This window comes from Alkalihalobacterium alkalinitrilicum, assembly GCF_002019605.1.
GTDB lineage: Bacteria > Bacillota > Bacilli > Bacillales > Bacillaceae_F > Alkalihalobacterium > Alkalihalobacterium alkalinitrilicum.
The window spans coordinates 101,132-127,726 of sequence record NZ_KV917368.1 but is presented as its reverse complement, the minus strand read 5'-3'; the positions used below and the strand labels follow the sequence as shown (position 1 = coordinate 127,726).

Genomic DNA, 26,595 nt, shown 5'->3' with positions numbered 1-26,595 from the left:
ACGAAAATTATTGAAATACCGCCTTATCTTCTCTAAGAGTTCATTTAGTTATTACTGTCTGTTGTTACGGGATAAACTTGGTTGATCCATATATCTAACTCGTGATTTAAATTTTCTCAAGTGCCTGCTCGATATCTACCCAAATGTCCTCCCATGCTTCTAAACCAACCGATAAACGAAGTAGTTCAGGTCCAATCCCCATCTGTGCTCTCTTTTCTTCAGGTACTACTGAATGCGTCATCGTTGCAGGATGCTGGATTAACGTTTCTGCATCGCCAAGACTGACAGCAATTTTAATTAACTTTAATTCGTTCATCAATCGCTGCGCAGTTTCTTTACCCCCATTAACTAAAAAACTAATCATCCCTCCAGCCTGCTTCATTTGTTTTTCGATGACATCTACTTGCGAAAAGCTCTCATCTCCAGGGAAGATAATTTCTTTTATTTTGGGGTGATTTTTCATTTTGTTTGCTATTTGTATAGCATTAGAACAATGTCGATCCATCCGGACTGGGAGCGTTTTCAACCCTCTGATTAACAACCATGCATCAAACGGACTTATGATTCCACCTATATCTTTTTGCGTCGTCATTCTTACTTCATTTATGAATTCTTCACTTCCAACCATCAATCCAGCAACGACATCCCCATGTCCGCTTATATACTTAGTAGCACTATGGACAACAACATCTGCTCCTAATAAAATAGGGCGTTGTAAATACGGGGTAGCGAAAGTATTATCGACGACGACCTTTGCCCCTGTTTCTTTGCCCAGCTTGCTTATTAACTGTAGATCTACCAGTTTCATTGTTGGATTGATTGGTGTTTCTACATAAATCACTTTGGTTTCAGGACGAATATATGAGCGAATATGCTCTTCTTTATCCATAGCAATTAAATCATAATCAACCTTAAATCGATCCTTTAAAAGTTCTAATAAGCCGTACGTGCAACCGTACACACCTTCAGACACAAGAATATGATCTCCTGAACGAACAAGAGCAAAAAGGGTTGCGGATACAGCTGCCATACCCGAACTAAATGCTAGCCCTGCTTCTCCACCTTCTAGTTCAGCAATTCTTTCTTCTAAAATAGTAACCGTAGGATTCCCTAATCTAGAGTAAATATAACCTTCCTCATCCCCTGCAAACCGGCGTTCTCCTTGTTCCGCAGACTCCATCGTAAATGTAGATGATTGAAATAACGGTGGTGTTAAACTTCCTTGAAAAGATTTACTTTCATATCCTCTGTGAATGACCTCTGTTTCTAATCTGTAGTTATTCAAAAAAATCACCCTTCTACGATTATTTCTCTTCCTCTCCCTTATATTATTCTACGAAAGTATCAATTGGTAAATGGGAACGCTTACATTTTTTTAGAACTTAACTCTTCGTTTTTGTTTTTTTATTCAAGCTAAATTGACTCATTTCTTTTCAAATTTTACTTACAGTTTGAAATTAATTGACCTAAGTTACACCAAGCGTATGCTGATTCTTGAAATTCCTCTCCAGCGATTTCAATATTCTCACTTTCTAAATAAACACCTTGTAATACTTCATGATAAAACCGTTTATAGGGATTATCTTCAAGAACCCAAACGAGCATCGATTGGTAGCCCTGTTTTTTTAACACTCGGGCTGCTTTTGCTACTAATTGTTTCCCACCTCCTTTACGTTGATGAGTTTCAAATAGATAAATAGCGTATAATTCACCGTCAATTCCTGCAAATTTCCCTGTTCCTTCTTTACCAACAGCTGCAAAGCCAAATACTTCACCATCCTCTTCTATCACGATCACAACTGTTGGGTGGTTTTTAGTAGAAAGCACTCGGTTCCACATTTCCTTTCGATCTTCGACTCGAAGTGAAGACAAATAACTGTCAGAAACGATTCCTTTATAAGTTGTTTTCCAACTTTGGACATGGACTTCAGCAATTACATTAACATCTTTCATTTCAGCTAATCTAACGTTCATTTTCTAGGCCTTCTTTCTATGTAATTAAAGATTATTCAAACATTAAAAAGGAAATACTATAATTAGGAGGTGATTTAAGATGACAGAACCATACTTATGTCCTAATTGTAAAACCAACCGTTCGCGCTTTAACCGAATTGAACAACAAGCACAAGCTGTAAAATTGAACCCACAGACGGGTGAGGTCATTGAACAGTACACAAACGATCAACTTGATCCTTTTCATCTCCCTTATCGTGGTCCTTCATTAAAAGTACAGTGTGGAGCATGCGGTCTTATTGAGGACGAGCGTATGTTTATTCAATACGGAAAAAAATAACATTTTTTAGAAAACTAGTCTGTTATTATTTTATGATAAGAGGGCTAAATCCCTCTTTTTTTATTTAAGTTCATTTATTAATCGTATAATTTCTCAATCATTTTTATATAATTAAATAACAAAATTATAATTATAAACCGTTTTCTTTTTTCAAATCCATTAAGAACTGTTAAAATACTCTTGTAATAGAAATTATACATAAGTGAGGGAAATAAATGTCAAATTTACAATCTAAATTGGAAAAGTACGCTGAATTAGCTGTTAAAGTCGGTGTGAATATCCAAGAAAATCAAACATTAGTCGTCAATGCTCCTCTCGTAGCAGTAGACTTTGTACGCTTAGTAGCCAAAAAAGCTTATGATCTTGGTGCCAAGAATGTACATGTAGAGTGGAATGATGAAGAACTTGCACTTATTAAATATAACGATGCACCAGATGAAGCCTTTCATGAATTTCCTCTATGGAAAGCGAAAGGCTATGAGGAAATGGCTGAAAATGGTGCAGCTTTCATGAGTATCGTCGCAAGTAATCCAGATCTTCTTAAAGGGGTAAATCCTGAGCGTATTGCAAATGCAAATAAAGCTTCTGGCCAAGCAATGGATAAATTCCGCTCGTACGTTCAATCTGACAAGATTAGCTGGACTGTCATCGCAGCATCTGCACCTGGTTGGGCACAAAAAGTATTTCCTAATGATGCTGAAGATGTCGCCGTTGAAAAATTATGGGATGCTATTTTTAAAGCGACTCGCGTGGAATCAGATAATCCTGTTTCTGCATGGAAAGAACATTGCGAGAATTTATCAAGCAAAGTTGACTTCTTAAATGAAAAACGTTTCCTTAAACTTCATTACACAGCTCCTGGAACCGACTTAACAATTGAACTTCCTGAAAAACATTTATGGGCTGGCGCTGGTAGTAACAATGAAAAAGATGTATTTTTTGTTGCGAACTTACCTACCGAAGAAGTATTCACAGCTGCCAAAAAGGATGGAGTCAATGGAACAGTATCAAGTACAAAACCATTAAATTATGGTGGCACATTAATTCAAAACTTTTCTCTTACATTTAAAGATGGAAAAGTAGTAGAGTACAAAGCTGAGGAAGGATATGAAACATTAAAACGACTTGTAGAAACTGATGAAGGATCTGCTTACTTAGGAGAAGTAGCATTAGTACCATATGATTCACCAATTTCAAATTCAAATATTATTTTTTATAATACACTATTCGATGAAAATGCATCGAACCACCTCGCTCTTGGAAGCGCTTATGCCTTTAACCTCGAAGGTGGAAAGACGATGTCCAAAGAAGAGTTACAAAAGAACGGCTTAAACACAAGTATTACACACGTTGATTTCATGATTGGTTCGGCGGATATGAATATTGATGGTATTACAGCGAATGGTGAGCGTGAGCCACTGTTTAGAGGTGGGAATTGGGCGTTTTAAATTCTCTAGGAAGACCAAAGAAAGAGCTAGATTAGCTATCCATTTAGTTAATCTAGCTCTTGTTATTATTTAAATGTTTGTATTCACAGTTAAGATCATTCCATATACTACTATTTGCTAACTAGAGGGGACAAGTTGGTGCAATATTTTTGTGATTCTCTGAGATTTGATTTTATTGTATTCTTTTAACCCACTTTTCTTTATGACAAAACTCGAAAATGAATAAGTATCTTTTGGTATGGCCCTTTTTTCAACCTCATCAATTAACAGTTGTAAATAGTAATTAACGACAAAGACATCGTGATTTACAATCGGAATATCAGTTATTTTATATTTCTGCCCGCTCATATGTAAGAGCTCGATATTTTTAGTTGCCATACAATTACCACCCCAATATCGTTCTATAAATAGAATAACCTATTTTTTTATTACGAACAATACTCTAGATAAAAATTTACGAAATCTTATGTTAAGTGGGCAGTATAGTTTTGTGCTCTAGTTAGTACTTTTACCTTTTCCAATTGATGTTGCGATATACTGTTATATTGATCATACGCATTTAAGATGTCCGTTACCTGTTCCATAGTCCTCGCACCTGGTATGGTCGCAGCAACCGTTTGAGGTGCTGTAGCGTAACGAAGAGCTAAACTCGTCATCGTTTGTTCATTTTCTAACACAGATTCAATGGAAGGCAATATTTTTTCTAATTCTTCTTTTCGATAATCGAGAAAACCGTTACCTAGCTTCTGTCTCCAGTTCGAAGAAACGACTCCTTTTGCTAATGGCCCTCTAGCGATAACACTAATGTTATGATCATTCAAGAAATCGAACAATTCAACCTCTGGACGTCGGTCTAGGATACTATACTGCATCATAACACTAACAATGTTTGATTTTGTAGCAAACTCCTTTATAACATTAGGGCGAATCGATGAAATACCATAATATCGAATTAGTCCCTCTTTTGTTAGTTCTTCAAATGCTTCAATTGTTTCATCTATTGGGTCTTCTATCGTACCACCGTGTAGTTGGTATAAATCAATATAGTCAGTTTCAAGCCGACGGAGACTTTCTTTAATGGCTGATTTAATGTACTTTTTTGATGGATCCCAACTCCACCCCTCTTGATTTTCCCTCCAGCGATTTCCAACTTTTGATGCTAATATAACTTGATCTCTTTTTCTTTTGATTGCTTTTCCAACCATTTGTTCATTCATTCCAAATTCATATAAATCAGCCGTATCTAGAAAGTTAATTCCATTGTTGATCACCTTATGAATAATTTCAACCGCATCTTTTTCATTTGAAGCTTTCAACGACATACATCCTAAACCAATTTCAGATACGAATAACTCACTTGTTCCTAATTGCTGTTTTAACAATTCTATCACCTTCCATTCACTTCTCTTTTTAGTTAATCAAATTTATGGACGGTTATCAAATATATTAAGTCAGCTTTATTTAATAATTGTATATTGAGTTGGTAACATTGAAAACGCTTGCCTTCCTATCAAGAAACCGGCCATAGCATAAGCTTCTAGTTGATCTCGAAGCGTTTCTTTTCCATCTTGTATATCTATGACTTTCACAGAGTACTCCTCATATGCAATTTCCTCATGAAATGCATTTCTTAAGTAGTGGACTGATTGCTGTAATCCGTGATTTCCACGGTACATAACTTCATAGAAAGAAATAAATCCGTGCATAACCCCTTTATAGCGATACGTTTCAACTGGAACTCCAAATTCATTTAGTCGTTTTCCATACGCTTCCCCTTCATCACGGAGTGGGTCGAATTCAGCCGTTATAATTAAAGTCGGTGGTAGCCCCGATAAATCTTCCGCCTCTAGCGGTGAAGTATATGGACTTGACCACATTTCTTGGTCAGGTGTGTATTTATCTCTTGCTAAATACATAACACTTCTAGAAAGTAGATAGTAACCACTATCATAAACGGTTCGTGAAGGTAACGCCACATCTTGGAATGTTGTTAACGGGTAAAATAGAACTTGTGCCGTTAGCTCTGGACCATCTTCATCTCTAGACAACGTGGCAACAACTGTAGCGATATTTCCGCCTGAACTATCCCCAGCTACAGCTATCTTCCCAACATCTCCATTCCATTCATCAGCTTTATCATACACCCATAGAAGTGCGTCATACCCGTCTTCTATTGCAGTAGGAAAGACATGTTTGGGTGCGACTCGATAGCCAACAGCAACAACGATGCTTTGCGTTCGAGCTGCTAAAGCTCGGACAATATTTTCATGTGTATCGATACTGCCATAACCTTCAAGAAATGCTCCTCCATGGTAATACATGATGATCGGATATGGTCCATCTCCATTTGGGCGATACACTTTTCCAGCGATGGTGGATCCGTCCCGAACAGGAATATTAATATGTTCTCTTACCATCGTACTTCTTCCACCACTACTTCTAACAAAATTCGGTATTTCTATATCTAATGGTACAAGATTTTCATTGACGGCATGTAAAATGACAGCTGTTTTTACTGGTAATTTCCCCTCTTCTTTTGATGCCCACTGTTCAACCGATATGAACACAACAACAGCAAATAAGAGAGCAAATACAGCCAGACCAACAAAAATATTTCTGATTATTATGAAAAATATCGGTGTATTTATTTTATATTTACTCATAGAGTCCCCCATCTCTCTCTCGATAACTCAATATTCTGAAAACTATTTTAATAAAATTATATCATAATCATTTCAGAAATTGTTTGAATTTTTGCGTTTTTTTTATGTAATTTTACACAATTTTATATAATTCTAGAAACAATACGATAAATCAGCAACAATAGCGAAATTAAAACATATGTATTTCCTTAATCCATTCAATTTTAACCCTCTTTTAAAAGTTGGATTTCAAGAACAAAAAAGAACCGCCAATATACGATTCTCTTTTCTTATCTGTAGTATTTGTTTTTTTATCTTGAAATATTAGCGCAGGAAGGAAAATTTTGATTTTCTTTAATTGAACTCCACGATGTTCATTTCTCAATTATTATTTCCAATCTGTCTCGATAAAGTGGCGCATTTAGTCTGTGTTCATTTAATATTGTTACTGGCAGTTTTTGCGGATAAAACGATCGTACTCTTTACTTCTTATGAATGCAAAAAACTACCGCCATTATTAGCGATAGTCTATTAGTCTGTTGATTATTATTTAAAATTAATGTTGAGAGTGAAATGGATCTTTCTCATCTGCCTCAGACATTTTCATAAACATAACTGACATTAAGATACTAATGACCATTACCATTCCGCCAATCCCTAAGATTGCTATTAATGCTACTCCGCTCATTCCATTCACCCCTATTTGAAATCTTAATACGTTTATTACTATATATATAGTAACATATATCTTCATACTGGTTATGGCGAAATTGTGACAATTAATTGTAAGAGTATACCATCGTTACTTTCGCTTGGATCAGAACATCTTGTGTCGTAATAGGGGGAGTTGCAGCAAAGGCAGTCGATAGTACTTTTCCTTCTGGTTGAAATACAGAAATCGGTTGATCACTAATTTCAGTAATGCTTAGTGGTGGGTAATCGAGAGTTACACCTATTTGTTCACTAATATGGTTAGCCTTTTGTGTTCCACTTTGTATTGCAATTGCAAGCGCTTGTAAATAATATTCAAGTGGGTTAGAGATTTTGAATTGTAACCCATGCATAACATTGGCACCTGCTTTGGCACTTGCGCTTAACACTTCACCAACTTGGTTGACGTCTGTCATTGTAACTTCAAATAAATGCTCCACTTCATATCCCCTAAGAATGCTTTTTCCATCAATATAATCATACATGGGTCTTACATTATACGACTTTGTTTCAATTCTATCTTGAGGAATTCCACTATTCTCCAAGTTCTCGATAATTTGATTTGCGATACGAGCGTTCGTTTGAATCGTTTCATTAGCGCTCTCCCCTTCAGTTCTTATCCCTAATGTAATCTGAATAATATCTGGTGTTGCAGCTACTTCTCCTTCTCCAACAACAGTAAGACGATTTCGGTTAGCTTCTAATGAATTTCGATTTTGTTGAAAATACATTTTAAACCTCCCCCAATATTCACTAAGACCTTTTCAATCCCTTAAACCTTTTAAGGTAGGAAACAATATGATGTAAATACAATGAAAATTCAACATAAATCTTAGCCTTAAATTCATTATATGGTTCACCATTTTATTTATTGTTCTTTCTTCTAATCTCGAAAAAAAAAGCTATATTGAAACATTAACTTTTGTTCATGAAAAACGTTAAATCATTATGGGTAATTTTCGTTATTTGGGTGAAACTATTACACGTAACGATTAAAGGAGGTTTTTATGATGAAGAAACGACGCCCTCAAGAAGGAAAAGCGATGACTAACAACCAAACACCAACTGAATCCATGTTTAATGAAGAGGTTTCAAGTGAACTCGTTGATCAACCAAAGAAAAGAAAAAAGAAAAAATAACAGCTCATAAGCGAGCTGTTACTTTTCCTGTTGAGATCATTCAACTGTTTCTGCCATAGCTAAAAATGGTGGAATTACCTCCTTATCACGAGGAGTATGGATCGTGATTATAATGGGTTGTTCTTTGCTTTTGATAAGAATTACACTTACAGCAAATTCCTCTGTATAAGCCTTATACCATACATAACCTTCAAGAAATTCACTCATTAATACGGAACCATATTGATAATATTCATCACTTACGGCTTTGGCGCGGGTTGGAATTTCCTCTTCCAACTGATTAATATCAACATTTTCATTATTAAGCCATAGTAACCATGGCAAGGTTGGTGAGCTTTAATATTTTTATCTTCAAATTCATAAAGTGAAAATTCATCAGTGAGGGCTTTCCTCTTCCCCCACTGCTGGTTAGTTGAGGCCCACACGTTGTGGGTCACACAGACGTGGCCACAGGACGTAGCGCACTAATCCTTCTTTGATTCCTCGAGATCGGGATGTGGGGGTATTTCTGCCAGTTGTTGCGGGATAAAAAAAGACCGAAAAATTCGGCCTAAAATTTACGCATTTACAAACTCAATTTCCTCTTTATTTCTACTGAACTTAATTTTCAACCCTTGATTATCAAAATACCACATATCTTCTTTTTCAATAAAGAAGATATTCCCTTCAACATCAACTTCAATTGCCGCATCCTTTGGTTCTTCTTTCGTAATTCCTAAAGAAAAACCTTGTTGAAAGCTACCACAACCACCATAACGGACAAAAATCCTCATATATTCATTTCCTTCTAGGCTAAATTCATCTTTAAACCACTGATATGCTGGTTTTGTGACTTCGATATTCATCTCCAACACTCCTAACGTCTCGTTGTACTACTCTGTTTCGTCATTTTAACTATAACACATCTTCAAGGAACAATCTCGTTTGAAAATTTGAAAACAATTGGAATAGGAAAAGCTTGCCACAACATAAAGTTTAACACAACTAGTACTAAAAATACTTGTAAAAGGAGGAGGATGAATGGGGTTATCCTTTCAAAACCTTTCTCGAAAACAAATGACCTTTCAAGATGTGTTTCATTATATATGTGCATTTATTGAAAAGGAACCAGCATCAACTTATCGATTAATCATTGGAACCGATTCCCAAGTGCATGGTCGTTCTACTCGGTTTGTCACTGGTATCGTCATCCGTCGTGAAGGAAAAGGGGCATGGGGTTGTATACGGAAATTTGATGTACCGACACGAGTTGAATGTCTACATTCAAAAATCTCCATTGAAACAACATTAACCGAGCAAATTGCTCAGTTGTTTACGCCACAACGTAAAAGACATCTTATAAATATCATCCTACCTTACATTAAAGAAGGAAGCTCCTTAACAATCGAAGGTCATATTGACGTTGGACAGGGAGAAAGAAACAAAACTAAAGTATATGTGGAAGAAATGGTAAAACGGATAGAGGAGCTCGGAATGAAACCACTCATTAAACCACAATCTTTCGTAGCTTCTTCTTATGCTAATCGATACACCAAATAAAAGTTATGTCATACAGTACATTTTCCGCTGCTTTATTCCTCTAAATCTACAATAACTCTAACGTACAAAAATAGGCTTGGTTTTATTTTGCACTAGAGAAACTTTTTTTACCGAAGGGAATATTATAAAGTAACACTAACGTAAAAGGTGATGAAAATGGGAAGAAATAAGAAAGTTGTTCAGTACGCCCATTTATTGCACAAGCTTAAAGTGATCTCAACACAACAAAAAGATGATTTGATTAAAATGCATTCCAATCACTTTCAACCGAAATAGTTCACACTTAAGTCTCAAAACAATAAAGTGAAGCTTCCATCAGTGAGGGTTTACCTCTTCTACAACTTATCCTTCTCTGATACCTCGAAGTCTTGAAGTGGGAGGATTACTGCCAGTTGATGAGGGATTACTTATCCGCAAAATAGCTACAACCAATCTGGTGGTGGCTATTTCGTATGTTGAATATAATCTTTTCACTTCTTATTTCATAATTCTGAAAAAACGAACATATGTATGATATATAGTAAGTGCCAAATTTCAGGCTCTCCTTTGCCAACTTTTGAGCAATTGAAAAGGAGGAAAAGACATGACATTAGAAGGTACGCAGACTAACCCAGATTTACTTCACGCCATTTTTGATACGATTGATGAAGGCATACATGTTGTTGACCTAAACGGCTATACGATCTATTACAATAAAGTCGCCGCAAAATTAGATGGAGTCGACGCCAATGAAGTTATTCATAAGCATGTCCTCGACGTATTTCCTTCCTTAACCGAAGAAACGAGTACATTACTACAAGTTATCAAACATGGATCGCCCATATATTATCAAAAACAACAATTTTCTAATGTCAGGGGAATGCTTATTGATACGGTTAATACAACAATGCCGATTTACCAACAAAATAAAATGGTCGGGGCTGTTGAGATTTCTAAAAACCTTTCTGCAATCAAACAGCTATCTGAAAAGCTAGTAGAACTACAAGAAAAAGTAAACAAGAAGGATTCATTTTTGAAAAAAAAACATGCCACAAGTAGTGCAACATTTCATTTTGAAAATATCATTACTAACAATGATACATTAAATCGGTTGAAACAAATCGCAGCGAAAGCTTCTAAGACAACTTCTCCTATACTAATCTATGGAGAGACAGGAACAGGAAAGGAACTTTTTGTACAATCTATCCACAATGCTTCGATAAGACAAAACGGACCATTTATAGCACAAAATTGTGCTGCAATCCCTGCTAGTCTACTCGAAAGTATATTATTCGGGACAACTAAAGGCAGCTTTACTGGTGCAACGGAACGTCCAGGATTATTTGAACTAGCTCATAACGGCACCTTATTTCTTGATGAAATTAATTCCATGCCGATCGACTTGCAAGCTAAGCTCCTGCGCGTCATTGAAGATGGGATCGTTCGTAGAATTGGTGGTACAAAAGGTATACAATGTAATGTTCGTATAATAACGGCTATGAACGAACACCCGTCTCATTGCATTAAAGCGGATAAATTACGGCAAGATTTATTTTATCGAATTAGTGTCGTCACCCTCAATATTCCTCCTTTACGCGAAAGAAAAGAAGATCTAACTATTTTATCCAAGTACTTTTTATCAAAATACAACGAACGTTTCGGCAAGGCCGTTACGATTATTGACAATAACGTCTATTCCTTTTTCCAACAATATAATTGGCCAGGCAATGTGCGTGAATTAGAACATGCCATTGAGTCCGCTATGAACGTTGTTGATGGAGACACCATCACTGAAGATCATCTCCCCGTGCATCTAAATTACTCTTCTCATTCAACTAAAAGCCAACCTATTTCTTTTCGAACTGAAGTTGAGAAATTTGAAAAAAGCTTGATTAAAAAAGCGCTTCAGCAAAACAACCAAAATATTTTGCAAACCGCAAAAACACTAAACATTCCTAGACAAACGCTACAATATAAAATGAAAAAATATAACATAACGAAATGACCAATTTTCGGCACTTTACTGTTTAGTTATTTGGAGTAATGCTTCTCCTTCCTACTTCTACATTTTGGCATGAAAATTGCAATTGTAAAAGTAAGCAGCAAGGAGGGATAATCATGAAATTAAATTTATATAAACCTAAAAGAAATTGGAAAGATATAGAATTATGGAAAGATGTTACTGAGGAACAATGGAACGACTGGCTATGGCAGTTAACACATACGATCCGAACACTTGATGATTTAAAAAAAGTGATCAACTTAACACCAGATGAAGAGGAAGGCGTAAAAATCTCTACAAAAACCATTCCACTAAATATTACACCTTACTATGCTTCTCTTATGAACCCAGATGATGCGAGATGCCCTATTCGTATGCAATCGGTTCCTATTTCTAAAGAAATTGAAAAAGCAAAGTATGACTTAGAAGATCCTTTATCAGAAGACGAAGATTCACCTGTCCCAGGTCTTACACATCGCTATCCTGACCGAGTATTATTTCTTGTGACCAACCAATGCTCGATGTATTGTCGCTATTGTACGCGCCGTAGATTTTCAGGGCAAATAGGGATGGGAGTACCTAAGAAACAGTTAGATGGTGCGATTGAATATATTCGTAATACACCCCAAGTTCGTGATGTTTTGATTTCAGGTGGAGATGGCCTCCTTGTGAACGACCAAATCTTAGAATACATTTTAAAAGGTTTACGAGCTATTCCTCATGTTGAAATTATTCGCATTGGTACAAGAGCTCCAGTCGTTTTCCCACAACGAATCACAGAGAACTTATGTACTATTTTAAAGAAATACCATCCCGTCTGGTTAAACACACATTTTAATACTTCTTTTGAAATTACAGAAGACTCTAAAAGAGCCTGTGAGATGCTTGTCAACGCAGGAGTTCCCGTAGGAAATCAAGCTGTAATTTTATCTGGAATTAACGACAGCGCTCATATTATGAAAAAATTAATGCATGATTTAGTAAAAATTCGTGTTCGTCCTTATTATATTTACCAATGTGACTTATCAGAAGGAATTGGTCATTTCCGTACTCCAGTTTCAAAAGGATTAGAAATTATCGAAGCTTTGCGTGGTCATACTAGCGGCTATGCTGTACCTACTTTCGTCGTCGATGCTCCAGGTGGTGGTGGTAAAATTGCGTTACAACCTAACTATTTAATTTCACAATCTGCAAATAAAGTAGTCCTACGTAATTTCGAAGGCGTGATTACAACGTATCCAGAACCAGATCATTATCAACCAGGAAAAGCAGACGATTATTTTGCCAACCATTATGGAATAACTGGAAATGAGCCTTCAGTTGGCATTCATTCATTAATGAAGGATGAACAAACAGCTTTAATACCAGAGGGACTACACCGTATTGACCGTCGTAAAAATTATCAAAGCGATGAAAACCATCAAACTTTAAAAGATCGTCGTCAAAAACGAGACGAAATGAAAGAGAAAAAGTGGAAAACAGAACAACTCAAAATGAAACAAAATGGAAGCGATCATACACAAAAGGAGGAGAACTAACGTATGATAACATGTGAATGGTGTCAGTCAAATAATACAGTACAAACGACAAAAGAAGCCTATTGGGAGTTACCCGACGGATTAAAAGCTATTCAAATTCACAATATTCCGTCGGTTTATTGTCAATCGTGTGGAATGAATTATATTAGCGAATCACTTGTACAAGAAATTGAAGACCATTTATTCCTTATTCATACACATGACCTCCCCCATGCTGTAAACTATGATGACTTAATGAACAAACCACGTACTCTAAAGAAAAATTATTTTAGAATGTAAAAATAAAGAAGGCAGACTCGAATCTATTTTTAAGAGTCTGCCTTCTTTAGCTGTTTAGACCAGATACACATATCTTCAAATCCACTACTTATAATGCAATTATTAATTAACTTCCCTCCGTACTTATAACCTAATCGTTTAATAGTCACGTTCATTCCAGCCGATAGTGCTCGTGTTAATGAATACGCATAATTAACGTCCCGATTAATTAATTCTTCTTCTAACCTAATAATAATTTGGGAGAGGAACTGTTTCCCTCGATAATTCGGATCGGTTGCGCAGTCGGTTATTTCTGCACTTCGAAACGGGTTGATCATTGCTGAGGCTGCACTAACCACCTTTTCTCCGTCCTTGATGATGATATAGAAGTAATCGTCATTCATAACTTTCCTTACATAGTTTTCATCAAAGACTGGCGTTGGATACTTTTGAAACACCGTATCATATAACTGTACAAGTCCCTTAACGTCTTGATGACTTGCTAGACGTATAGAATACTTTGTGTCTAATGGCGGCAGTTTGTGAATGGGTTTGATTTGTTCAACCGTTTTTAAAATCTTGCCTTGTTGATCGATTTTCTTAGAAGTCTTTCTTTCCTTACTTCCGTATAAACTGACAACATATCCATCAACTCCGTTAAAAAAGCCAATAATGCTCCCTTCCATTCTATATCCTTTCTTTACGAAAAGTGAAACATATTCTTTTTTTAGGTATATAATGGTTTTCGATGGTTGATGTTGTCGTTGTGTCTGTTCAAGATCCCCAATTTCCTGTTCGTTGTACGTCGGAAAATAAGCAACAACCCGTTCATTATATGAATCTACATCAATATGATTATTCAAATTCTCACCTACTCATCTGCTCTTACAATAGTTACAGTAAACTCACTCTATTGCTCTATTGCTCTTTTACTCCGCACCAATCTATTAACGTAAGAGCGATAATTTCTGCTACTTCAAACATTCTTTCAAGTTCAATATATTCATTTGGAAAATGAGCAGTTTGCGTCGTACCAGGTCCGAATACTATGACAGGGATTCCACCTAGCTTTTCTAATAAACCACCGTCTGTGCCCCACGGCGAAGCTTCAATGGTTGGCTTTGTATGTTTTACTTCGCTGAACTTTGTTTGAAGAATTCCCATTAACGGGTGCTCTTCATCAATCGTACCAGGTACCCATCTAGCACCAAACCAGTCGATACCTATAGGATGCTCCTTAATCCAAGGATCCACACTTTCTAGATCTTGTAAACATTGTTTTAATTCCTCTTGGGCGTGGGCCATTTCTTCATCTGGTGCAACACCAATTCTCCCTTCAATCGTAACTTCATCCGCAACAGAAGAAGGCCAATCTCCCCCCTTAATAACGCCAAGGTTAATCGGAATGGGAATTGGTGTATTTTGATAAAGTGGATCTACAATTCTAGCATTTCGTATTTTCTCAAGTGTTTGGATCGCTTGAATAACTGGCAGCGATTTTTCAATTGCACTGACTCCCTCATATCGAGTACCGCCATGAGCAGAACGCCCTTTAATAGTAAGTCGAAACCACATCGAGCCTTGTTGCTTCGGGAAAATTTTCATATTGGTTGGTTCTGGAATAATCGCAGCATCTGCTTTATAGCCACGAATAATTGTTTCCAATGTTCCAGCACCACCACTTTCTTCTTCAATCACACTTTGAAAAATAACATCACCGTTTAATTCAATTCCTAGTTCCTTCAAAGCTTGAATCGCTAATAAAAGTGAAACGGTTCCCCCTTTCATATCCGTTGTTCCTCGTCCATACATTCTACCATTTTCTATTTTGCCACTGTACGGATCATCCGTCCACTGACTTAAGTCTCCTTCAGGTACAACATCAATATGTCCATTTAAAATGATTGACCTCCCATTGCCACTTCCTCTCTTAACAGCAACAATGTTAGGACTTTTTAAGAAATCTTTTCTTGTTGAACAAAAATAAGGATGATTAAAAACTTCTCCTGCCACTTCCCATTCGTCTATTTCTAAATCAAGCTTCTTGAGATGATTTATTATGACTTGTTGGGCCTCATATTCATTCGTTTGCACACTTCGTTTACGGACAAGGTTTTGTAACAGTTCAATCCCAATCACTTTATTGTCATGGATCCACGAGTGAATTAACGTTTGATAGTTTTTCATTTGATCCCTCCTGATGTGCATACTACTGAAATTTTTCAATATCAGGTGGTATAGTAAGCGTACACCCCGTGTTAGCTACTATATCTTCTACAGAATAACGGTCCATCGTTTCTTTTAAAATTAAACCTGCCTCACCTACTTCAATAACTGCCCTTTCAGTTATGATTAAATTTACACATTGAGTAGCCGTTAGTGGCAATCCACATTTTTTTACGATTTTCGATTTTCCCTGCTTATCAGTATGGCTCATCATGACGACGAGTTTTTTCCCATTTACCGCCAAGTCCATGGCTCCGCCCATTCCTGGAACTCGTTTTCCTGGAACAATCCAATTGGCCAAGTCCCCTTGCTCACTTACTTCTAGACCCCCTAATATCGTCATATCGAGTAATTGTTTACGAACAATCGCAAAAGCAGTTGCACTATCAAAATAAGAGCCACCTTTACTCAATGTAATGGGGTAACCACCTGCATTACATAAGTTTTCATCTTCACTTCCTGAAGCTGGTTTCCGACCAGCGCCTAAAATACCATTTTCGGCATGAAACATGACATTCCATTCTTCAGGTATAAAGTCAGCAACGAGCGTAGGAATCCCAATCCCTAAATTCACACACATGAGTGGTCTAATTTCTTTTGCTGCCCGTTTTACCATGCGTATACGATCTTCTACTCCCAAGCCCATTTCCAGTTCACCCCTTTACTTTCAATGATGATATCTACAAAAATACCAGGGGTCACAATCATTTCGGGATCAAGGGTACCAGCTGGAACAATTTCTTCGACTTCCACAATCGTAACCTCCCCAGCCATTGCCATTAACGGGTTCATATTTCTAGCGGTTTTATCATAAATAAGATTTCCATAAGTGTCAGCTTTTTTAGCATAAATGATCGATATATCAGCTACAAGAGGAGATTCGACAAAATACGACTTACCACCGATAGTCATCCTATTTTCCTTCGATGAATTTAATGATTGTAGACCACTATCTACGAGGATACCGCCAAGGCCGACTCCACCTGCTCTAACTCGTTCAGCAAACGTCCCTTGTGGAACAAATTCAATTTCTAACTTCTTTTCGTTCATCATTTGACCAGCTACTGGATTTGAACCAATATGTGTTGTCACCATTTTTTTGACTTTATTGCTACATACTAATTTACCAATTCCGATATTAGGGAACCCAGCGTCATTACTAATAATCGTCAATGAGTTAATATCGCTGTGTAAAAGAGTATCAATGATGGTAGGAGGGCTTCCTACTCCACCAAAACCACCAATCATCATCGTGGTTGAACTTTTTACAAAATCGAAAATTTCATGACTAGATTTAACTTTCTGGTATGACATTCGCTTAACTCCTTTCTTTTAGAGCTAAACTTTGTTCGGTTAAAAGGAATGATTTTGCTAACCGCTCAACAAGTAGGTCGATTTCTTTATTTGTAATTGTTAACGGTGGTGCAAGTAATACTCCATTATTATCTAACCCGTTATGACCTGAAGCCGCTGGATATAACAATAGTTGAGATTCCATAGCGTGATCAATAACCATCTGACTGATATTCCAATCCCTAGGGAAAGTCTTTTTTAATCGAGCATTTTCTACAAATTCCATCCCTAACAGCAAACCTTTCCCGCGAACATCCCCAATAAATGAAAACCGCTTCATTAGAGGAGCTAACTTCGTCTTTAACATTTCACCTCTTTCAGTGACGTTATCGATAATATTATTTTTTAATGTGTATTGAATTACCGCCAAAGCGGTTGCACATGACTGCGGGTTAGCACTAAATGTATGGCCACTCATAATCACTTTCGAACCTTTTTCAATTGGTTCAATTACTTCATCAGAAACAAGTGTTGCGGCTATTGGTGTATAACCACCACTTAGCCCTTTTCCAATCGCCATGATGTCTGGAGTAACTCCCCAATGTTCAACAGCAAACATTTTTCCTGTTCTCCCCATACCTGTCATCACTTCGTCAGCTATGAAAAGAATTTCATGGCGGTTACAAATTTCTTGTATTTTTTGATAATATCCATCAGGAGGAGTAATAGCTCCTCCTGCCGCTCCGATAATCGGTTCTGCGACAAAGGCAGCAATATATTTTGCTCCTAATCTTTCAATTACATCTTCTAACTCTTCTGCACATTGCAAATGACATTTAGGATAACTAGAGTGGAATGGACAACGATAACAATAAGGAGGAGATAATAAAGGATAGTTTTCAAGTAGTGGTTCAAATCGTTCTCTGCGTGTGATAAAGCCTGATAATGATAAGGCACCAACCGTTATTCCGTGATAACTTAGTCTTCTAGAAAGGAACAACTGTTTCTCTGGCCGTTTTCTCTCTTGCCAATGTTGTAAAGCTACTTTCATTGCGGTTTCAATTGCTTCTGTACCACTATTGACAAAAAAAGACCAATTGAGCGTTCCAGGGGATATATCACTCAACTTCTCTGCTAACTCTTCTGCAGGCTGATTCGTAAATTGTGAGCGGTAAACAAAGGATACTTTTTTACTTTGTTCGTGCATCGCATTAACAATTTCTTCTACACCATGACCAATATTGGCTGTTACTGCTCCTGAAGAAGCATCTAAATAATCCTTTCCATCAATGTCATATAAAAAAACCCCTTTACCGGAATCAATAATGGGATAGTTCCTAGTTAGCAACGGTTTAATTAAATGTCCTCTTCCCATCGCTTTCCTCCTATAAAAATAGAATGGAAATTGTCGTTATTTCATATTACTTCAGTTTATTCACTAATCGCCCTGTCAATGCCATGAAAAAAGCTGACTTATAAGTACATTTAGCTCCTACTTCCAGTGTAAGAGATGCAATACACTTATTTTCAAGTCAGCTTTTGTGCTCTTCATTTATACCCTTTACCTTTTGTTAGGATACAAGGTACCCCTTTTCCAATCGCCCCTGGCTGCGACATTTTTTCCATATACCTAATCCCTCGATTACATTTCGTTTTACATGCGAAACATACATCAGAAGTTACCACTTTCATATTAAACTCATGCTTATTTACTGGCGGAAGTAGCACTTTCTTTTTAGACGATTTCTTTGCCATATCCATTTCCCCTTGATATTAAAATTATAATAAATCATATGTGTCGGAGTAGATTTTGGTTCATCGCCTATAAATAATAATGAAATACAATTACTAAGCATAATTTTACAATTTTTTCTAATAATAATAATTAACAAATAGGATAGGAGCACCAACATGTTGAATTACATCATCATTTTCCTAAAAACACTGCTTATGTTTTCTGTCGGAATTACGGCTTTTCGAATGATGGGAAGTCAGGCTGTTGGTGAAATGACGGATTTTGATTTAGTCGTTGTTATCGCAATTGGCGCTTTAATGGGAGCTCCAATAGTGGATCCATCCATTCATCCATTAACTGCAATTATTGCCATAGGTGGCTTTGTCCTAGCTCAAATTGTTTTTAGTATTCTTTCTTTAAAATCTAATCGATTTGAGCTATTAATTATGGGGCGTCCGATAGCGATTATTCGGAATGGAAAAGTATTAATGAATGGTTTAAGAAAAGCAAGAATGACAGCAAATAACTTAGATCAAGAATTGAGAATTAAAGGCATTGAATCCGTTGAAAAAGTAAAAGTAGGATTTTTAGAGCCAAATGGAAAGGTCAGCATTTTAATGAATAATAGTTCCGAAACGTCGAAGTCCAATCAAACTAAGGCTCCCTAACAATAGGAGAGCCTTAGTTTATTATAATATTTGTATACTTTACTTGTTGTACACTCACGCAAATTAAAGAAGACCAAGTTTCCTTTACTAACAGGAGAACAGCAGTAACGACATGGTAATTTATAAAATCAATTCATCTATTTTTTGAACAAGTTGTACGATCTCTGGCTTACTAATTTGTGCACTTGCTCCAACCTTTTCACCTTTATGAAACAAGTCATCCGTAATAAGAGAAGAAAAGATGACAACTGGAAGATCTGACAGTCTTGGATTCTCTTTTACTTTTAAAGTAAGATGATGACCATCCATCTGAGGCATCTCTAAATCCGTTATTAATAGGTTTACTTCTTCTAACGGATTTTTACTTGTATCATTCGCCAATGAATCAAGAAATTCCCAAGCTGCCTGTCCATTTTCAAAAAAACGAACATTATCATATCCAGCTTCTGCTAATGTATCGCTTAGTAATTTTCTTAAGATCGCAGAATCTTCTGCGGCTACAAGATTTTTAATGGATCGTTGTCTTGGCCCAAGAACTTTTAAGCTTTCTACATTTACACCCGACTCTGGACTAATATCAACAACAATCTTCTCAAAATCGAGTAACAATGCCATGCCTTCATCCATTTTTACAATCCCTATCGTTTGTGCTTGTTCGCCTTGAGAAAGTTGACTTGGCTTTTCGATTTGTTGCCATGAAATGCGGTGTATTCTTGTAACGCTATGAACATGAAAAGCTACTTTAACTTGATTTAATTCAGAAATGATAAACTTATCCTGTTCTGGTTGGTTGGATGGAGGAAAATTTAGAACTTTAGATAGGTCAACTACTGGAATTACTTCTTGTCGTAAACGAATGACTCCTTCTATATACGAATGACTATTTGGTGTCTCAGTAATTGGCAATGGGTTAATAATTTCACGGACTTTTAAAACATTAATACCGAATAAGCCTGTCCCCACATGAAACATTACAATTTCCAGCTCATTCGTACCAGTTTCAAGTAATATTTTGTCATTATTCATGGAAATCCTCCCAGTTTATTGCTTCAATGTCTAATCATAATGATAAGTTAAATAAAAAGCTAGTACAACAAAAATATCATTTATTCTGGTCCATTTTCTAAATCATAATCTGTTATTTCTAGGGTTTCTTTTTCGTCTAAATGATAAACGGTTCGCCATAAATGGTATGCAACTCGATCTATCCAATGAATTGAATGAACTTTTTCGATAGCCTCATTGACATTCAGTTGACTTTTAGCTGTCGTTTTAATAATCGTTTCTCGATCTTCTTTACGAATAGAAGCTATTTCTATTGAATTCTGTTCAACTTCAGCTACAAGTTTTATCAATTGATCTTTTTCAATACATTCACAAACCTGCTCAAAAACATTTAAAAGTTTCATAAGCAAGTTTGTAATCCGAATATCAGATTTAAGCTTTTCTAAAGATTCGGTTTCCTTAAGTGCCCTAGTGAGTCTATGTATATGATCAACGGCATGGATCATAGAAACATGTTGATTGTATTCACGGTTAGAAATACTAGGTGATTCAGAATGTATTTTTGATAAAAATCCACGAATTTCAATTAAAGCATTTTCAACATCATCCAAGCTTTTCTTTAAATATGCAAGTGGTTTTTGCCCTTTAATAACACTTACGAAAGAAACGGCAATTAAGCTTAAAATCTTGAACAACGTTCTCCTTACAGCTTCAATCGCAACAGGACCCACAGTGGCTACACTATGATCTAAATGCTTCGTTAAATGATCCCCCTTTTCAGGCACCATTCTTATCACAAGTTTAATGAACAGTGGCATAAAAGGAACGATCAGAAGCACTCCAATGATATTAAACAGCGTATGGAAAATAGCCAGCGAAACACTTTTGTCGGTAATATGTAACAAATCACTTATATAAAACACAACCGAAATAAGTAAATGTAAGCTAATTAAAGCTACTAATCCTGTCAATATATTAAATAATATATGAGCAACTGCAGTACGCTTCGCTGGTGTAGAACTCCCAATAGCTGCGATTATGGCTTTTACAGTCGTTCCTACATTTTGCCCAATAACCAACACGGCTGCTTGGTCAAATGTAATCGCCCCCGCATAAAGTGCCGTCAAAGTTGTAACGACTGCGGCACTAGAGGACTGCATAATCACAGTCATCGCAATTCCTATAACAATCAGTAAAACTAAATGTAAGAATGTATCTCCAGATAAGGCGCCAAGATCAAACATGTCTCCAATTCCTGACATCCCTTGTTGTAAAATATCTATCCCTAAAAATAAAAGTCCGAATCCTGCAAGTGCCATCCCATGAGGTGCTAACTTGCCTTTGGAAAATAACTTTAAAAAAACGCCGACCCCGACTAATGGCAAAGCAAGGGTAGCCATATTAACTTTAAAACCAATTACAGAGACGAGCCACCCTGTACTTGTACTACCGACATTTGCACCGATAATGACGCCGACCGATTGAGTAAACGTTAAGAGCCCTGCACTTACAAAACCGATTGTCATAAAAGTGGTCGCACTTGAAGACTGAATAAGGGCTGTAATCGTCGCGCCAGAAAGTACCGATGAAAAAGTTCCCCCTGTAAACTTACTTAATAGTTGCTTGAGAGCATCGCCAGCTAGTGCTTTTAAGCCGTCTGTCATTAAGGTCATTCCTAATAGGAATAAACCTACTCCCCCAATCACTACTGAAATTGTCCCCATAATTTTGCACGATTCTCTCTTTCATACTAAAAATATATTTATATATTATTACTCAACTTTCGCACCTTGAAAATTGACCTTTGAGTAGGTCTATCAAAGCTTTAAGAACTAGTAATTATGTTACTTGACGAGTGCTTTTAAACAGAAAAAGCACCTGATTCTTTGGTATAGTGGAATTGACTAGAAACCATTACCACAAAGAAGAGGTGCCTTCTCTATGATAAAGGAAAAACACTCGAATGAGCAACTACCAAATGAACTTTCTGCAGTATTCTCTGAATTACAAGTATCAAAACACCTTCGCCAAGCAGGTATTCGAAAAAACTTTGGGTTTTCATGTGCCTATTTGTTTCAGCTTGTTTTTAGTCTGATCTTTCATCAAAAAAATTGGTTTACCCTTGTCACTTCTAAAAAGAGCGAGCGTTATCCAGGCAAAGATACCGTCTATCGTTTTGTAAATCATTCCAAATTTGCTTGGCGGAAATTCCTTTTACTCTTTAGTACAGCTACCATTCAAAAGGTCAGCGTGCTTACATCAAAGGACCGTCCAAAAGTGCTAATTATTGATGATTCTACGTTTGATAGAAATCGTAGTAAGAATGTGGAGTTACTTGCCCGTTGTTTTGATCATGCTTCCTTGAAAATGCGATTTTATAAAGGATTTCGAATGCTTACATTAGGCTGGTCAGACGGTTATACTTTCATGCCGGTTGACTTCTCTTTACTAAGCTCAAAAACTTCTTCTATTAATGGGATCAACGAAGAAATTGATAAACGAAGTTCTGGTTACAAGCGCCGTAGTGAAGCTCTCCAGTCAGCACCTGATCAAATCCCAGCGATGATTGAACGAGCATTATCCAATGGTATCGAAGCCTCTTACGTATTGATGGACACGTGGTTTACTCAACAACCTTTGATTCAGGCGATCGTCGAACAAGGACTTGACGTCATTGGCATGGTCAAAAATGCGAAGCAACGTTATCAAGTTGATGGTCAAATGGTTTCATTAAAAGAACTCTACCGATCCGCGTCGCCCCTTCAAGGAAAGAAAGGGCTTCTTCGTTCCATCACGACGACGATGAAAAACGGCGTATCGGTTAAAGTCGTGTTCGTTCAAAACCGTAATAAGAAGAGTGAATGGCTTGCCATTCTAAGTACAGATTGCACGCTTTCCGAACAAGAAATTGTGCGTATTTACGGCATCCGTTGGGATATTGAAGTGTTCTTTAAGACGACAAAATCGCTTCTTCGCTTACAGAAAGAGTTTCAAGGACGCTCGTATGACTTACTCATTAGTCATACAACCATTGTTTTTACTAGATATATCGTTCTTTCTTGGCAAAATCGTTGCCACACAGATGAACGCACATTAGGTGGTTTGTTTTATGACCTTTGTGACGAAGTGAATGAACTTGATTGGGCTGTCGCTTTACAGCAATTAATCGAGCTTCTTCAAGATGTCTTAAAGAAATCAAATAAACAAACTCAACAATTACTGAAAAATCAACTATCACAATGGATTGCAGGTTTACCAAATTACATCAGAGCTTACCTCCCTATTCTGGTATGCGAAAGTTGAGTTATTATCTCAATTATTAATTAGCCGACCACCTTTAATCGCAATCCACGCCCTACCACCTTCCCATGATAATTTTAAAGGTAGATTAAAGGCCGCTTCTAAATTTCTAGCTGTAATAACTTCCTCTTTTTTTCCTTTGTCCACTACTTGCCCTTCTTTTAATATTAAGGCATTAGTAATCCCTCGCACCATCTCTTCAATGTGATGCGAAACATAAATAATAGTTGGTCCATCATCAAGACTCGATAACTCTTCAATCGTCTCTAATAAACTTTCTCTTGAATATACGTCTAAACCATTACAAGGTTCGTCTAAAATTAACAAATCAGGGTTTCCCATCCAAGCACGTGCCAGAAACGTCTTTCGTTTTTCACCTTGAGATAATATTCCAATCGGTTCGTTGATTAAATGTAATATGTTAAATCGTTGAGCAATTTGTTCTGCATGATCAATTTCTTCAGGGGTGACATCTTCATACAATCCTATAGAGGCCATTTTTCCACTTAAGATCACTTCAAGTACTGTATCATTCGTCCTTGTTTGAAACCGGTCATCCAGTGCGGTACTGACCCAACCAATTTTCTTACGGACTTCCTGTAAATTACAAGTTCCATATGTATTCCCAAGCACAGACACCTTCCCCGTAGAGGGCCACTCGTAACCAGTAATAATTTTTAACAGAGATGTCTTCCCAGACCCGTTTAATCCTAGCAGCGCCCAATGTTCACCTTTTTTAACTTGCCAACTTAAATTATTGATAATTGTTTTGTCCCACTTTTTTAATAGAATTTCATCTAATTTAATAATTTCGCACATCGTTACCCCTCCATACACATTTCTTAATTAAAACATCATTACAGTTGTATTCACCCTAGCTAGGATGACGTTGTTCATCGCAACTCCTAGCGTTTCATTCTTTATTATGTTAAACGCTGAATATATGTTTCAAAATTTCCGTAAGCGAAAAGTTTTACATCATCTTCTGAAAAATGTTTTAAAAGTTCATTAATAAAATATGGATACTTACTGGCGTTTTCTAAGCCATTGACATAGACAGAAATACCATCAAAGTCTGAACCGAAACAAATATGATTTTTTACACCGAGAGAGCACAAATGATCGATATGTCGTATGCAATCAGAAATGGTCGCATGTTCCGTTCCTGTTAAAAAAATGGGGTGCCATACTAGACCAATCCAGCCCCCCTTATTTACTATTGCTAAAAGTTGTTCATCTGTTAAATTTCTAACATGATCGCACAATGCCCGAGCATTACAATGTGTCGCAACAGGATAATCTGCCAGTTCTATAACTTCCCAAAACCCCTTTTCACTAAGATGAGCGACATCGGTCCAAACCAAATTGGCATTGTTATTTTGAACAAATTGTTTTCCTAACAAGGTAAGCCCCGCTCCTCGCGGTTCACCTACTCCATCTGCACATAAATTAGCTTGGTTCCAAGTTAGCCCTATCGATTTCACACCTAGTTGATAGAAAATATTTAGTTTCGTTAAATTATCACCGATACAGTCAACACCTTCAAGTGTAAGAACAGCACCAATCTCATCTTCTTTCAATCTAGCGACATCTCTCCAATCTTTGATATGTTTCATCTTATTGTGTTTACTTAGGATCTCCGATTGGAACAATTCCACTTGTTTTAAAATTGATTGATATTTCTCTTCTATCGTTAAGTCTGGTTCTGCAAATAGTGCAAAACATTGAACTTTGACGTTTCCAGCAACTAGTCGCTCATAATTAGCATCGATTTCATTAGCGTTCGTAAAATTTCGTTGAGGATTTTCCCAAAGCTTTAGTAGTGCATCACAATGAGCATCAAAAATCTTCATAAAAACCTCCTTTTTTTCATTAGGTATTTGTCCTTTAGGTGATTATCACTAACAGATACAACCCTTCATTCATATAGTAAAAATAGATAAGAAAATGAATGGGAGTGATCTGCATGAATGATAAGAAAAAGGAACCTCAATTACCTGATGTTATTAAAAAATCTTATAATGATTTCTTAAAATCCATCGATTCGTTTTTTTATGATGCGTTCCAAAATCTTCATAATAATGGCATGTTCCACCCGCAAATTCCAGTTCAAACATACGAAACGGACTCTGATTTTATTATCGAAGCTCAATTACCCGGTGTTAAAAAAGATCAAATCATCTTAGATGTATATCAAAGTCACATCAAAATCGGTGTAAAAGAAGAGGAATTTATTGAAGAAAAAAACGAGGTAGACCACTACGTTTCACAACAATACTCTTCTCAAGTCAAAGAGCGCGTCATCTCACTGCCATTTCCTGTCACTCAAAAAGATGTAAAAGCAAAATACCAAAACGGACTTTTAACAATAAAAGTTCCAAACCGTCGTCATGTCATTGACATTGAATAACGTTTGTTAGTGGAGGGGTTAAATTGAATTTCTATAATGAAACACCATTTATGATGCAAAACTATCCATACTACCAGCAACCAAATTATTACCAAAATCAATACCAAAGTGGTTATCATCCACATGAGATGTACTCTTATCCGAACCCGAATCATAACTTACCTTATCAACAAAATTGGCCACCCAATTACCCAGTTAATAACCGTCCGAACTTTTATGGAACGCAACATCCTTATGGTCAGCAAGGTCCTGGATTCCTTAATGCCTTTAAAGGACCAAATGGAAACTTTGATATTGCAAAAACATTTCAAACCGTTGACCAAGTTGTTAAAACGGTAAACCAAATTTCACCTATTGTTAAATCTGTAAGTTCAATGTTCACAACAGCCACAAAAGTTTAATGAAGTTG

The 26,595-nt window shown here is 36.7% G+C and carries 30 protein-coding genes; 11 read left to right on the top strand and 19 right to left on the bottom strand.

The features are described 5' to 3' along the window. Positions 1–106: 106 nt before the first annotated feature. Positions 107–1,285 (bottom strand): methionine gamma-lyase, encoded by a 1,179-nt coding sequence (gene megL, locus BK574_RS00635; protein WP_078427052.1) that lies wholly within the window; start codon positions 1,283–1,285, stop codon positions 107–109. Between the two features lie 155 nt (positions 1,286–1,440). After that, positions 1,441–1,974: a GNAT family N-acetyltransferase gene (locus BK574_RS00630; RefSeq protein WP_078427051.1), complete on the bottom strand. Its 534-nt coding sequence runs from the start codon at positions 1,972–1,974 to the stop codon at positions 1,441–1,443. Positions 1,975–2,053: 79 nt separating this feature from the next. Between BK574_RS00630 and BK574_RS00625 the strand changes: the two genes are divergently transcribed. Continuing rightward, entirely contained in the window at positions 2,054–2,293 is a 240-nt protein-coding gene (locus BK574_RS00625; protein WP_075386158.1) for a DNA alkylation repair protein, read from the top strand. A 215-nt stretch (positions 2,294–2,508) separates the two neighbouring features. After that, on the top strand, positions 2,509–3,741 hold the full coding sequence (locus tag BK574_RS00620; RefSeq protein WP_078427050.1) for an aminopeptidase: 1,233 nt from the start codon (positions 2,509–2,511) through the stop codon (positions 3,739–3,741). Positions 3,742–3,858: 117 nt separating this feature from the next. On the opposite strand, the gene BK574_RS00615 is transcribed toward BK574_RS00620, so the two are convergent. The 5 genes from BK574_RS00615 to BK574_RS00600 form a co-directional block, all read right to left on the bottom strand. Next, positions 3,859–4,119: a DUF2535 family protein gene (locus BK574_RS00615; RefSeq protein WP_078427049.1), complete on the bottom strand. Its 261-nt coding sequence runs from the start codon at positions 4,117–4,119 to the stop codon at positions 3,859–3,861. Positions 4,120–4,205: 86 nt separating this feature from the next. Beyond that, positions 4,206–5,123: an aldo/keto reductase gene (locus BK574_RS00610; protein WP_078427048.1), complete on the bottom strand. Its 918-nt coding sequence runs from the start codon at positions 5,121–5,123 to the stop codon at positions 4,206–4,208. Positions 5,124–5,198: 75 nt separating this feature from the next. Next, positions 5,199–6,404 carry an alpha/beta hydrolase gene (locus BK574_RS00605; protein ID WP_078427047.1) on the bottom strand — a complete coding sequence of 402 codons (1,206 nt, stop codon included), beginning with the start codon at positions 6,402–6,404 and terminating at the stop codon, positions 5,199–5,201. A 535-nt stretch (positions 6,405–6,939) separates the two neighbouring features. Continuing rightward, positions 6,940–7,071, bottom strand: coding sequence for a hypothetical protein (locus tag BK574_RS28645; RefSeq protein WP_274379382.1), 132 nt, complete (start codon positions 7,069–7,071; stop codon positions 6,940–6,942). A 91-nt stretch (positions 7,072–7,162) separates the two neighbouring features. Next, positions 7,163–7,825: an SIMPL domain-containing protein gene (locus BK574_RS00600; RefSeq protein ID WP_078427046.1), complete on the bottom strand. Its 663-nt coding sequence runs from the start codon at positions 7,823–7,825 to the stop codon at positions 7,163–7,165. A 279-nt stretch (positions 7,826–8,104) separates the two neighbouring features. On the opposite strand from BK574_RS00600, the gene BK574_RS28640 reads away from it, so the two are divergent. Further along, entirely contained in the window at positions 8,105–8,233 is a 129-nt protein-coding gene (locus BK574_RS28640; RefSeq protein ID WP_274379166.1) for a hypothetical protein, read from the top strand. A gap of 36 nt (positions 8,234–8,269) precedes the next feature. Here the strand turns inward: BK574_RS28640 and BK574_RS00595 are convergent, their stop codons facing one another. After that, positions 8,270–8,557 carry a hypothetical protein gene (locus BK574_RS00595; protein ID WP_078427045.1) on the bottom strand — a complete coding sequence of 96 codons (288 nt, stop codon included), beginning with the start codon at positions 8,555–8,557 and terminating at the stop codon, positions 8,270–8,272. A gap of 233 nt (positions 8,558–8,790) precedes the next feature. Next, complete coding sequence (locus BK574_RS00590) at positions 8,791–9,078, bottom strand: HesB/YadR/YfhF family protein (RefSeq protein ID WP_078427044.1); 288 nt, start codon at positions 9,076–9,078, stop codon at positions 8,791–8,793. 175 nt (positions 9,079–9,253) lie between these two features. Here BK574_RS00590 and BK574_RS00585 point away from each other — a divergent pair, with 175 nt between their 5' ends. From BK574_RS00585 to BK574_RS00570, 4 genes are all read left to right on the top strand, one after another. Then, on the top strand, positions 9,254–9,772 hold the full coding sequence (locus BK574_RS00585) for a ribonuclease H-like YkuK family protein (RefSeq protein ID WP_075386150.1): 519 nt from the start codon (positions 9,254–9,256) through the stop codon (positions 9,770–9,772). A 583-nt stretch (positions 9,773–10,355) separates the two neighbouring features. Next, complete coding sequence (locus tag BK574_RS00580; RefSeq protein ID WP_075386149.1) at positions 10,356–11,756, top strand: sigma-54 interaction domain-containing protein; 1,401 nt, start codon at positions 10,356–10,358, stop codon at positions 11,754–11,756. Positions 11,757–11,869: 113 nt separating this feature from the next. Continuing rightward, positions 11,870–13,291 (top strand): lysine 2,3-aminomutase, encoded by a 1,422-nt coding sequence (kamA, locus tag BK574_RS00575; RefSeq protein ID WP_078427043.1) that lies wholly within the window; start codon positions 11,870–11,872, stop codon positions 13,289–13,291. Positions 13,292–13,297: 6 nt separating this feature from the next. After that, positions 13,298–13,570: a YokU family protein gene (locus BK574_RS00570; RefSeq protein WP_420796984.1), complete on the top strand. Its 273-nt coding sequence runs from the start codon at positions 13,298–13,300 to the stop codon at positions 13,568–13,570. Positions 13,571–13,599: 29 nt separating this feature from the next. On the opposite strand, the gene ablB is transcribed toward BK574_RS00570, so the two are convergent. The 6 genes from ablB to BK574_RS00540 all read right to left on the bottom strand — a co-directional run bounded on the left by ablB (position 13,600) and on the right by BK574_RS00540 (position 18,823). Then, entirely contained in the window at positions 13,600–14,412 is an 813-nt protein-coding gene (gene ablB / locus BK574_RS00565; protein ID WP_078427041.1) for a putative beta-lysine N-acetyltransferase, read from the bottom strand. Between the two features lie 55 nt (positions 14,413–14,467). Continuing rightward, positions 14,468–15,736 (bottom strand): peptidase, encoded by a 1,269-nt coding sequence (locus BK574_RS00560; RefSeq protein WP_078427040.1) that lies wholly within the window; start codon positions 15,734–15,736, stop codon positions 14,468–14,470. A gap of 22 nt (positions 15,737–15,758) precedes the next feature. After that, positions 15,759–16,421 (bottom strand): 3-oxoacid CoA-transferase subunit B, encoded by a 663-nt coding sequence (locus BK574_RS00555; protein WP_078427039.1) that lies wholly within the window; start codon positions 16,419–16,421, stop codon positions 15,759–15,761. Further along, positions 16,406–17,089, bottom strand: a complete 684-nt coding sequence (locus BK574_RS00550; RefSeq protein ID WP_078427038.1) for a CoA transferase subunit A — start codon at positions 17,087–17,089, stop codon at positions 16,406–16,408. The genes BK574_RS00555 and BK574_RS00550 overlap by 16 nt, the downstream gene beginning before the upstream one ends. 4 nt (positions 17,090–17,093) lie before the next feature. Continuing rightward, complete coding sequence (locus BK574_RS00545; RefSeq protein ID WP_078427037.1) at positions 17,094–18,443, bottom strand: aspartate aminotransferase family protein; 1,350 nt, start codon at positions 18,441–18,443, stop codon at positions 17,094–17,096. A gap of 173 nt (positions 18,444–18,616) precedes the next feature. Further along, positions 18,617–18,823, bottom strand: a complete 207-nt coding sequence (locus BK574_RS00540; RefSeq protein ID WP_139313812.1) for a hypothetical protein — start codon at positions 18,821–18,823, stop codon at positions 18,617–18,619. Positions 18,824–18,979: 156 nt separating this feature from the next. Here BK574_RS00540 and BK574_RS00535 point away from each other — a divergent pair, with 156 nt between their 5' ends. After that, positions 18,980–19,471, top strand: a complete 492-nt coding sequence (locus BK574_RS00535) for a DUF421 domain-containing protein (protein ID WP_078427036.1) — start codon at positions 18,980–18,982, stop codon at positions 19,469–19,471. A gap of 120 nt (positions 19,472–19,591) precedes the next feature. Here BK574_RS00535 and BK574_RS00530 read toward each other — a convergent pair whose 3' ends face one another. Together BK574_RS00530 and BK574_RS00525 are read right to left on the bottom strand one after the other, a co-directional pair. Beyond that, complete coding sequence (locus tag BK574_RS00530; RefSeq protein ID WP_078427035.1) at positions 19,592–20,497, bottom strand: chemotaxis protein; 906 nt, start codon at positions 20,495–20,497, stop codon at positions 19,592–19,594. Positions 20,498–20,577: 80 nt separating this feature from the next. Beyond that, the gene (locus BK574_RS00525; protein ID WP_078427034.1) at positions 20,578–22,200 is read right to left on the bottom strand and encodes a Na/Pi cotransporter family protein; all 1,623 of its coding nucleotides are present in this window, start codon (positions 22,198–22,200) and stop codon (positions 20,578–20,580) included. A 217-nt stretch (positions 22,201–22,417) separates the two neighbouring features. Between BK574_RS00525 and BK574_RS00520 the strand changes: the two genes are divergently transcribed. Continuing rightward, complete coding sequence (locus BK574_RS00520; protein ID WP_078427033.1) at positions 22,418–23,779, top strand: IS4 family transposase; 1,362 nt, start codon at positions 22,418–22,420, stop codon at positions 23,777–23,779. A 9-nt stretch (positions 23,780–23,788) separates the two neighbouring features. Here the strand turns inward: BK574_RS00520 and BK574_RS00515 are convergent, their stop codons facing one another. Together BK574_RS00515 and BK574_RS00510 are read right to left on the bottom strand one after the other, a co-directional pair. Further along, a complete protein-coding gene (locus BK574_RS00515; RefSeq protein WP_078427032.1) occupies positions 23,789–24,595 on the bottom strand; it encodes an ABC transporter ATP-binding protein in 807 nt (268 codons plus the stop codon). Positions 24,596–24,699: 104 nt separating this feature from the next. Beyond that, on the bottom strand, positions 24,700–25,629 hold the full coding sequence (locus BK574_RS00510) for a dipeptidase (protein ID WP_078427031.1): 930 nt from the start codon (positions 25,627–25,629) through the stop codon (positions 24,700–24,702). A gap of 113 nt (positions 25,630–25,742) precedes the next feature. Between BK574_RS00510 and BK574_RS00505 the strand changes: the two genes are divergently transcribed. Then, on the top strand, positions 25,743–26,186 hold the full coding sequence (locus BK574_RS00505; RefSeq protein ID WP_075386136.1) for an Hsp20/alpha crystallin family protein: 444 nt from the start codon (positions 25,743–25,745) through the stop codon (positions 26,184–26,186). Positions 26,187–26,209: 23 nt separating this feature from the next. Further along, on the top strand, positions 26,210–26,587 hold the full coding sequence (locus BK574_RS00500; protein ID WP_078427030.1) for a YppG family protein: 378 nt from the start codon (positions 26,210–26,212) through the stop codon (positions 26,585–26,587). The last annotated feature ends 8 nt before the right edge of the window (positions 26,588–26,595 follow it).

Bases quoted from the DNA above. Each gene is read 5' to 3' on its own strand.
- BK574_RS00505 (WP_075386136.1), top strand. From the start codon at position 25,743: ATGAATGATAAGAAAAAGGAACCTCAATTACCTGATGTTATTAAAAAA.
- BK574_RS00615 (WP_078427049.1), bottom strand. From the start codon at position 4,119: ATGGCAACTAAAAATATCGAGCTCTTACATATGAGCGGGCAGAAATAT.
- BK574_RS00600 (WP_078427046.1), bottom strand. From the start codon at position 7,825: ATGTATTTTCAACAAAATCGAAATTCATTAGAAGCTAACCGAAATCGT.
- BK574_RS28645 (WP_274379382.1), bottom strand. From the start codon at position 7,071: ATGAGCGGAGTAGCATTAATAGCAATCTTAGGGATTGGCGGAATGGTA.
- BK574_RS00580 (WP_075386149.1), top strand. From the start codon at position 10,356: ATGACATTAGAAGGTACGCAGACTAACCCAGATTTACTTCACGCCATT.
- BK574_RS00590 (WP_078427044.1), bottom strand. From the start codon at position 9,078: ATGAATATCGAAGTCACAAAACCAGCATATCAGTGGTTTAAAGATGAA.
- BK574_RS00520 (WP_078427033.1), top strand. From the start codon at position 22,418: ATGATAAAGGAAAAACACTCGAATGAGCAACTACCAAATGAACTTTCT.
- BK574_RS00630 (WP_078427051.1), bottom strand. From the start codon at position 1,974: ATGAACGTTAGATTAGCTGAAATGAAAGATGTTAATGTAATTGCTGAA.
- BK574_RS00510 (WP_078427031.1), bottom strand. From the start codon at position 25,629: ATGAAGATTTTTGATGCTCATTGTGATGCACTACTAAAGCTTTGGGAA.
- BK574_RS00625 (WP_075386158.1), top strand. From the start codon at position 2,054: ATGACAGAACCATACTTATGTCCTAATTGTAAAACCAACCGTTCGCGC.
- BK574_RS00530 (WP_078427035.1), bottom strand. From the start codon at position 20,497: ATGAATAATGACAAAATATTACTTGAAACTGGTACGAATGAGCTGGAA.
- BK574_RS00620 (WP_078427050.1), top strand. From the start codon at position 2,509: ATGTCAAATTTACAATCTAAATTGGAAAAGTACGCTGAATTAGCTGTT.
- kamA (WP_078427043.1), top strand. From the start codon at position 11,870: ATGAAATTAAATTTATATAAACCTAAAAGAAATTGGAAAGATATAGAA.
- BK574_RS00515 (WP_078427032.1), bottom strand. From the start codon at position 24,595: ATGTGCGAAATTATTAAATTAGATGAAATTCTATTAAAAAAGTGGGAC.
- BK574_RS00540 (WP_139313812.1), bottom strand. From the start codon at position 18,823: ATGGCAAAGAAATCGTCTAAAAAGAAAGTGCTACTTCCGCCAGTAAAT.
- BK574_RS00525 (WP_078427034.1), bottom strand. From the start codon at position 22,200: ATGGGGACAATTTCAGTAGTGATTGGGGGAGTAGGTTTATTCCTATTA.
- BK574_RS28640 (WP_274379166.1), top strand. From the start codon at position 8,105: ATGAAGAAACGACGCCCTCAAGAAGGAAAAGCGATGACTAACAACCAA.
- BK574_RS00535 (WP_078427036.1), top strand. From the start codon at position 18,980: ATGTTGAATTACATCATCATTTTCCTAAAAACACTGCTTATGTTTTCT.
- BK574_RS00605 (WP_078427047.1), bottom strand. From the start codon at position 6,404: ATGAGTAAATATAAAATAAATACACCGATATTTTTCATAATAATCAGA.
- BK574_RS00560 (WP_078427040.1), bottom strand. From the start codon at position 15,736: ATGAAAAACTATCAAACGTTAATTCACTCGTGGATCCATGACAATAAA.
- BK574_RS00555 (WP_078427039.1), bottom strand. From the start codon at position 16,421: ATGGGCTTGGGAGTAGAAGATCGTATACGCATGGTAAAACGGGCAGCA.
- BK574_RS00550 (WP_078427038.1), bottom strand. From the start codon at position 17,089: ATGTCATACCAGAAAGTTAAATCTAGTCATGAAATTTTCGATTTTGTA.
- BK574_RS00545 (WP_078427037.1), bottom strand. From the start codon at position 18,443: ATGGGAAGAGGACATTTAATTAAACCGTTGCTAACTAGGAACTATCCC.
- BK574_RS00585 (WP_075386150.1), top strand. From the start codon at position 9,254: ATGGGGTTATCCTTTCAAAACCTTTCTCGAAAACAAATGACCTTTCAA.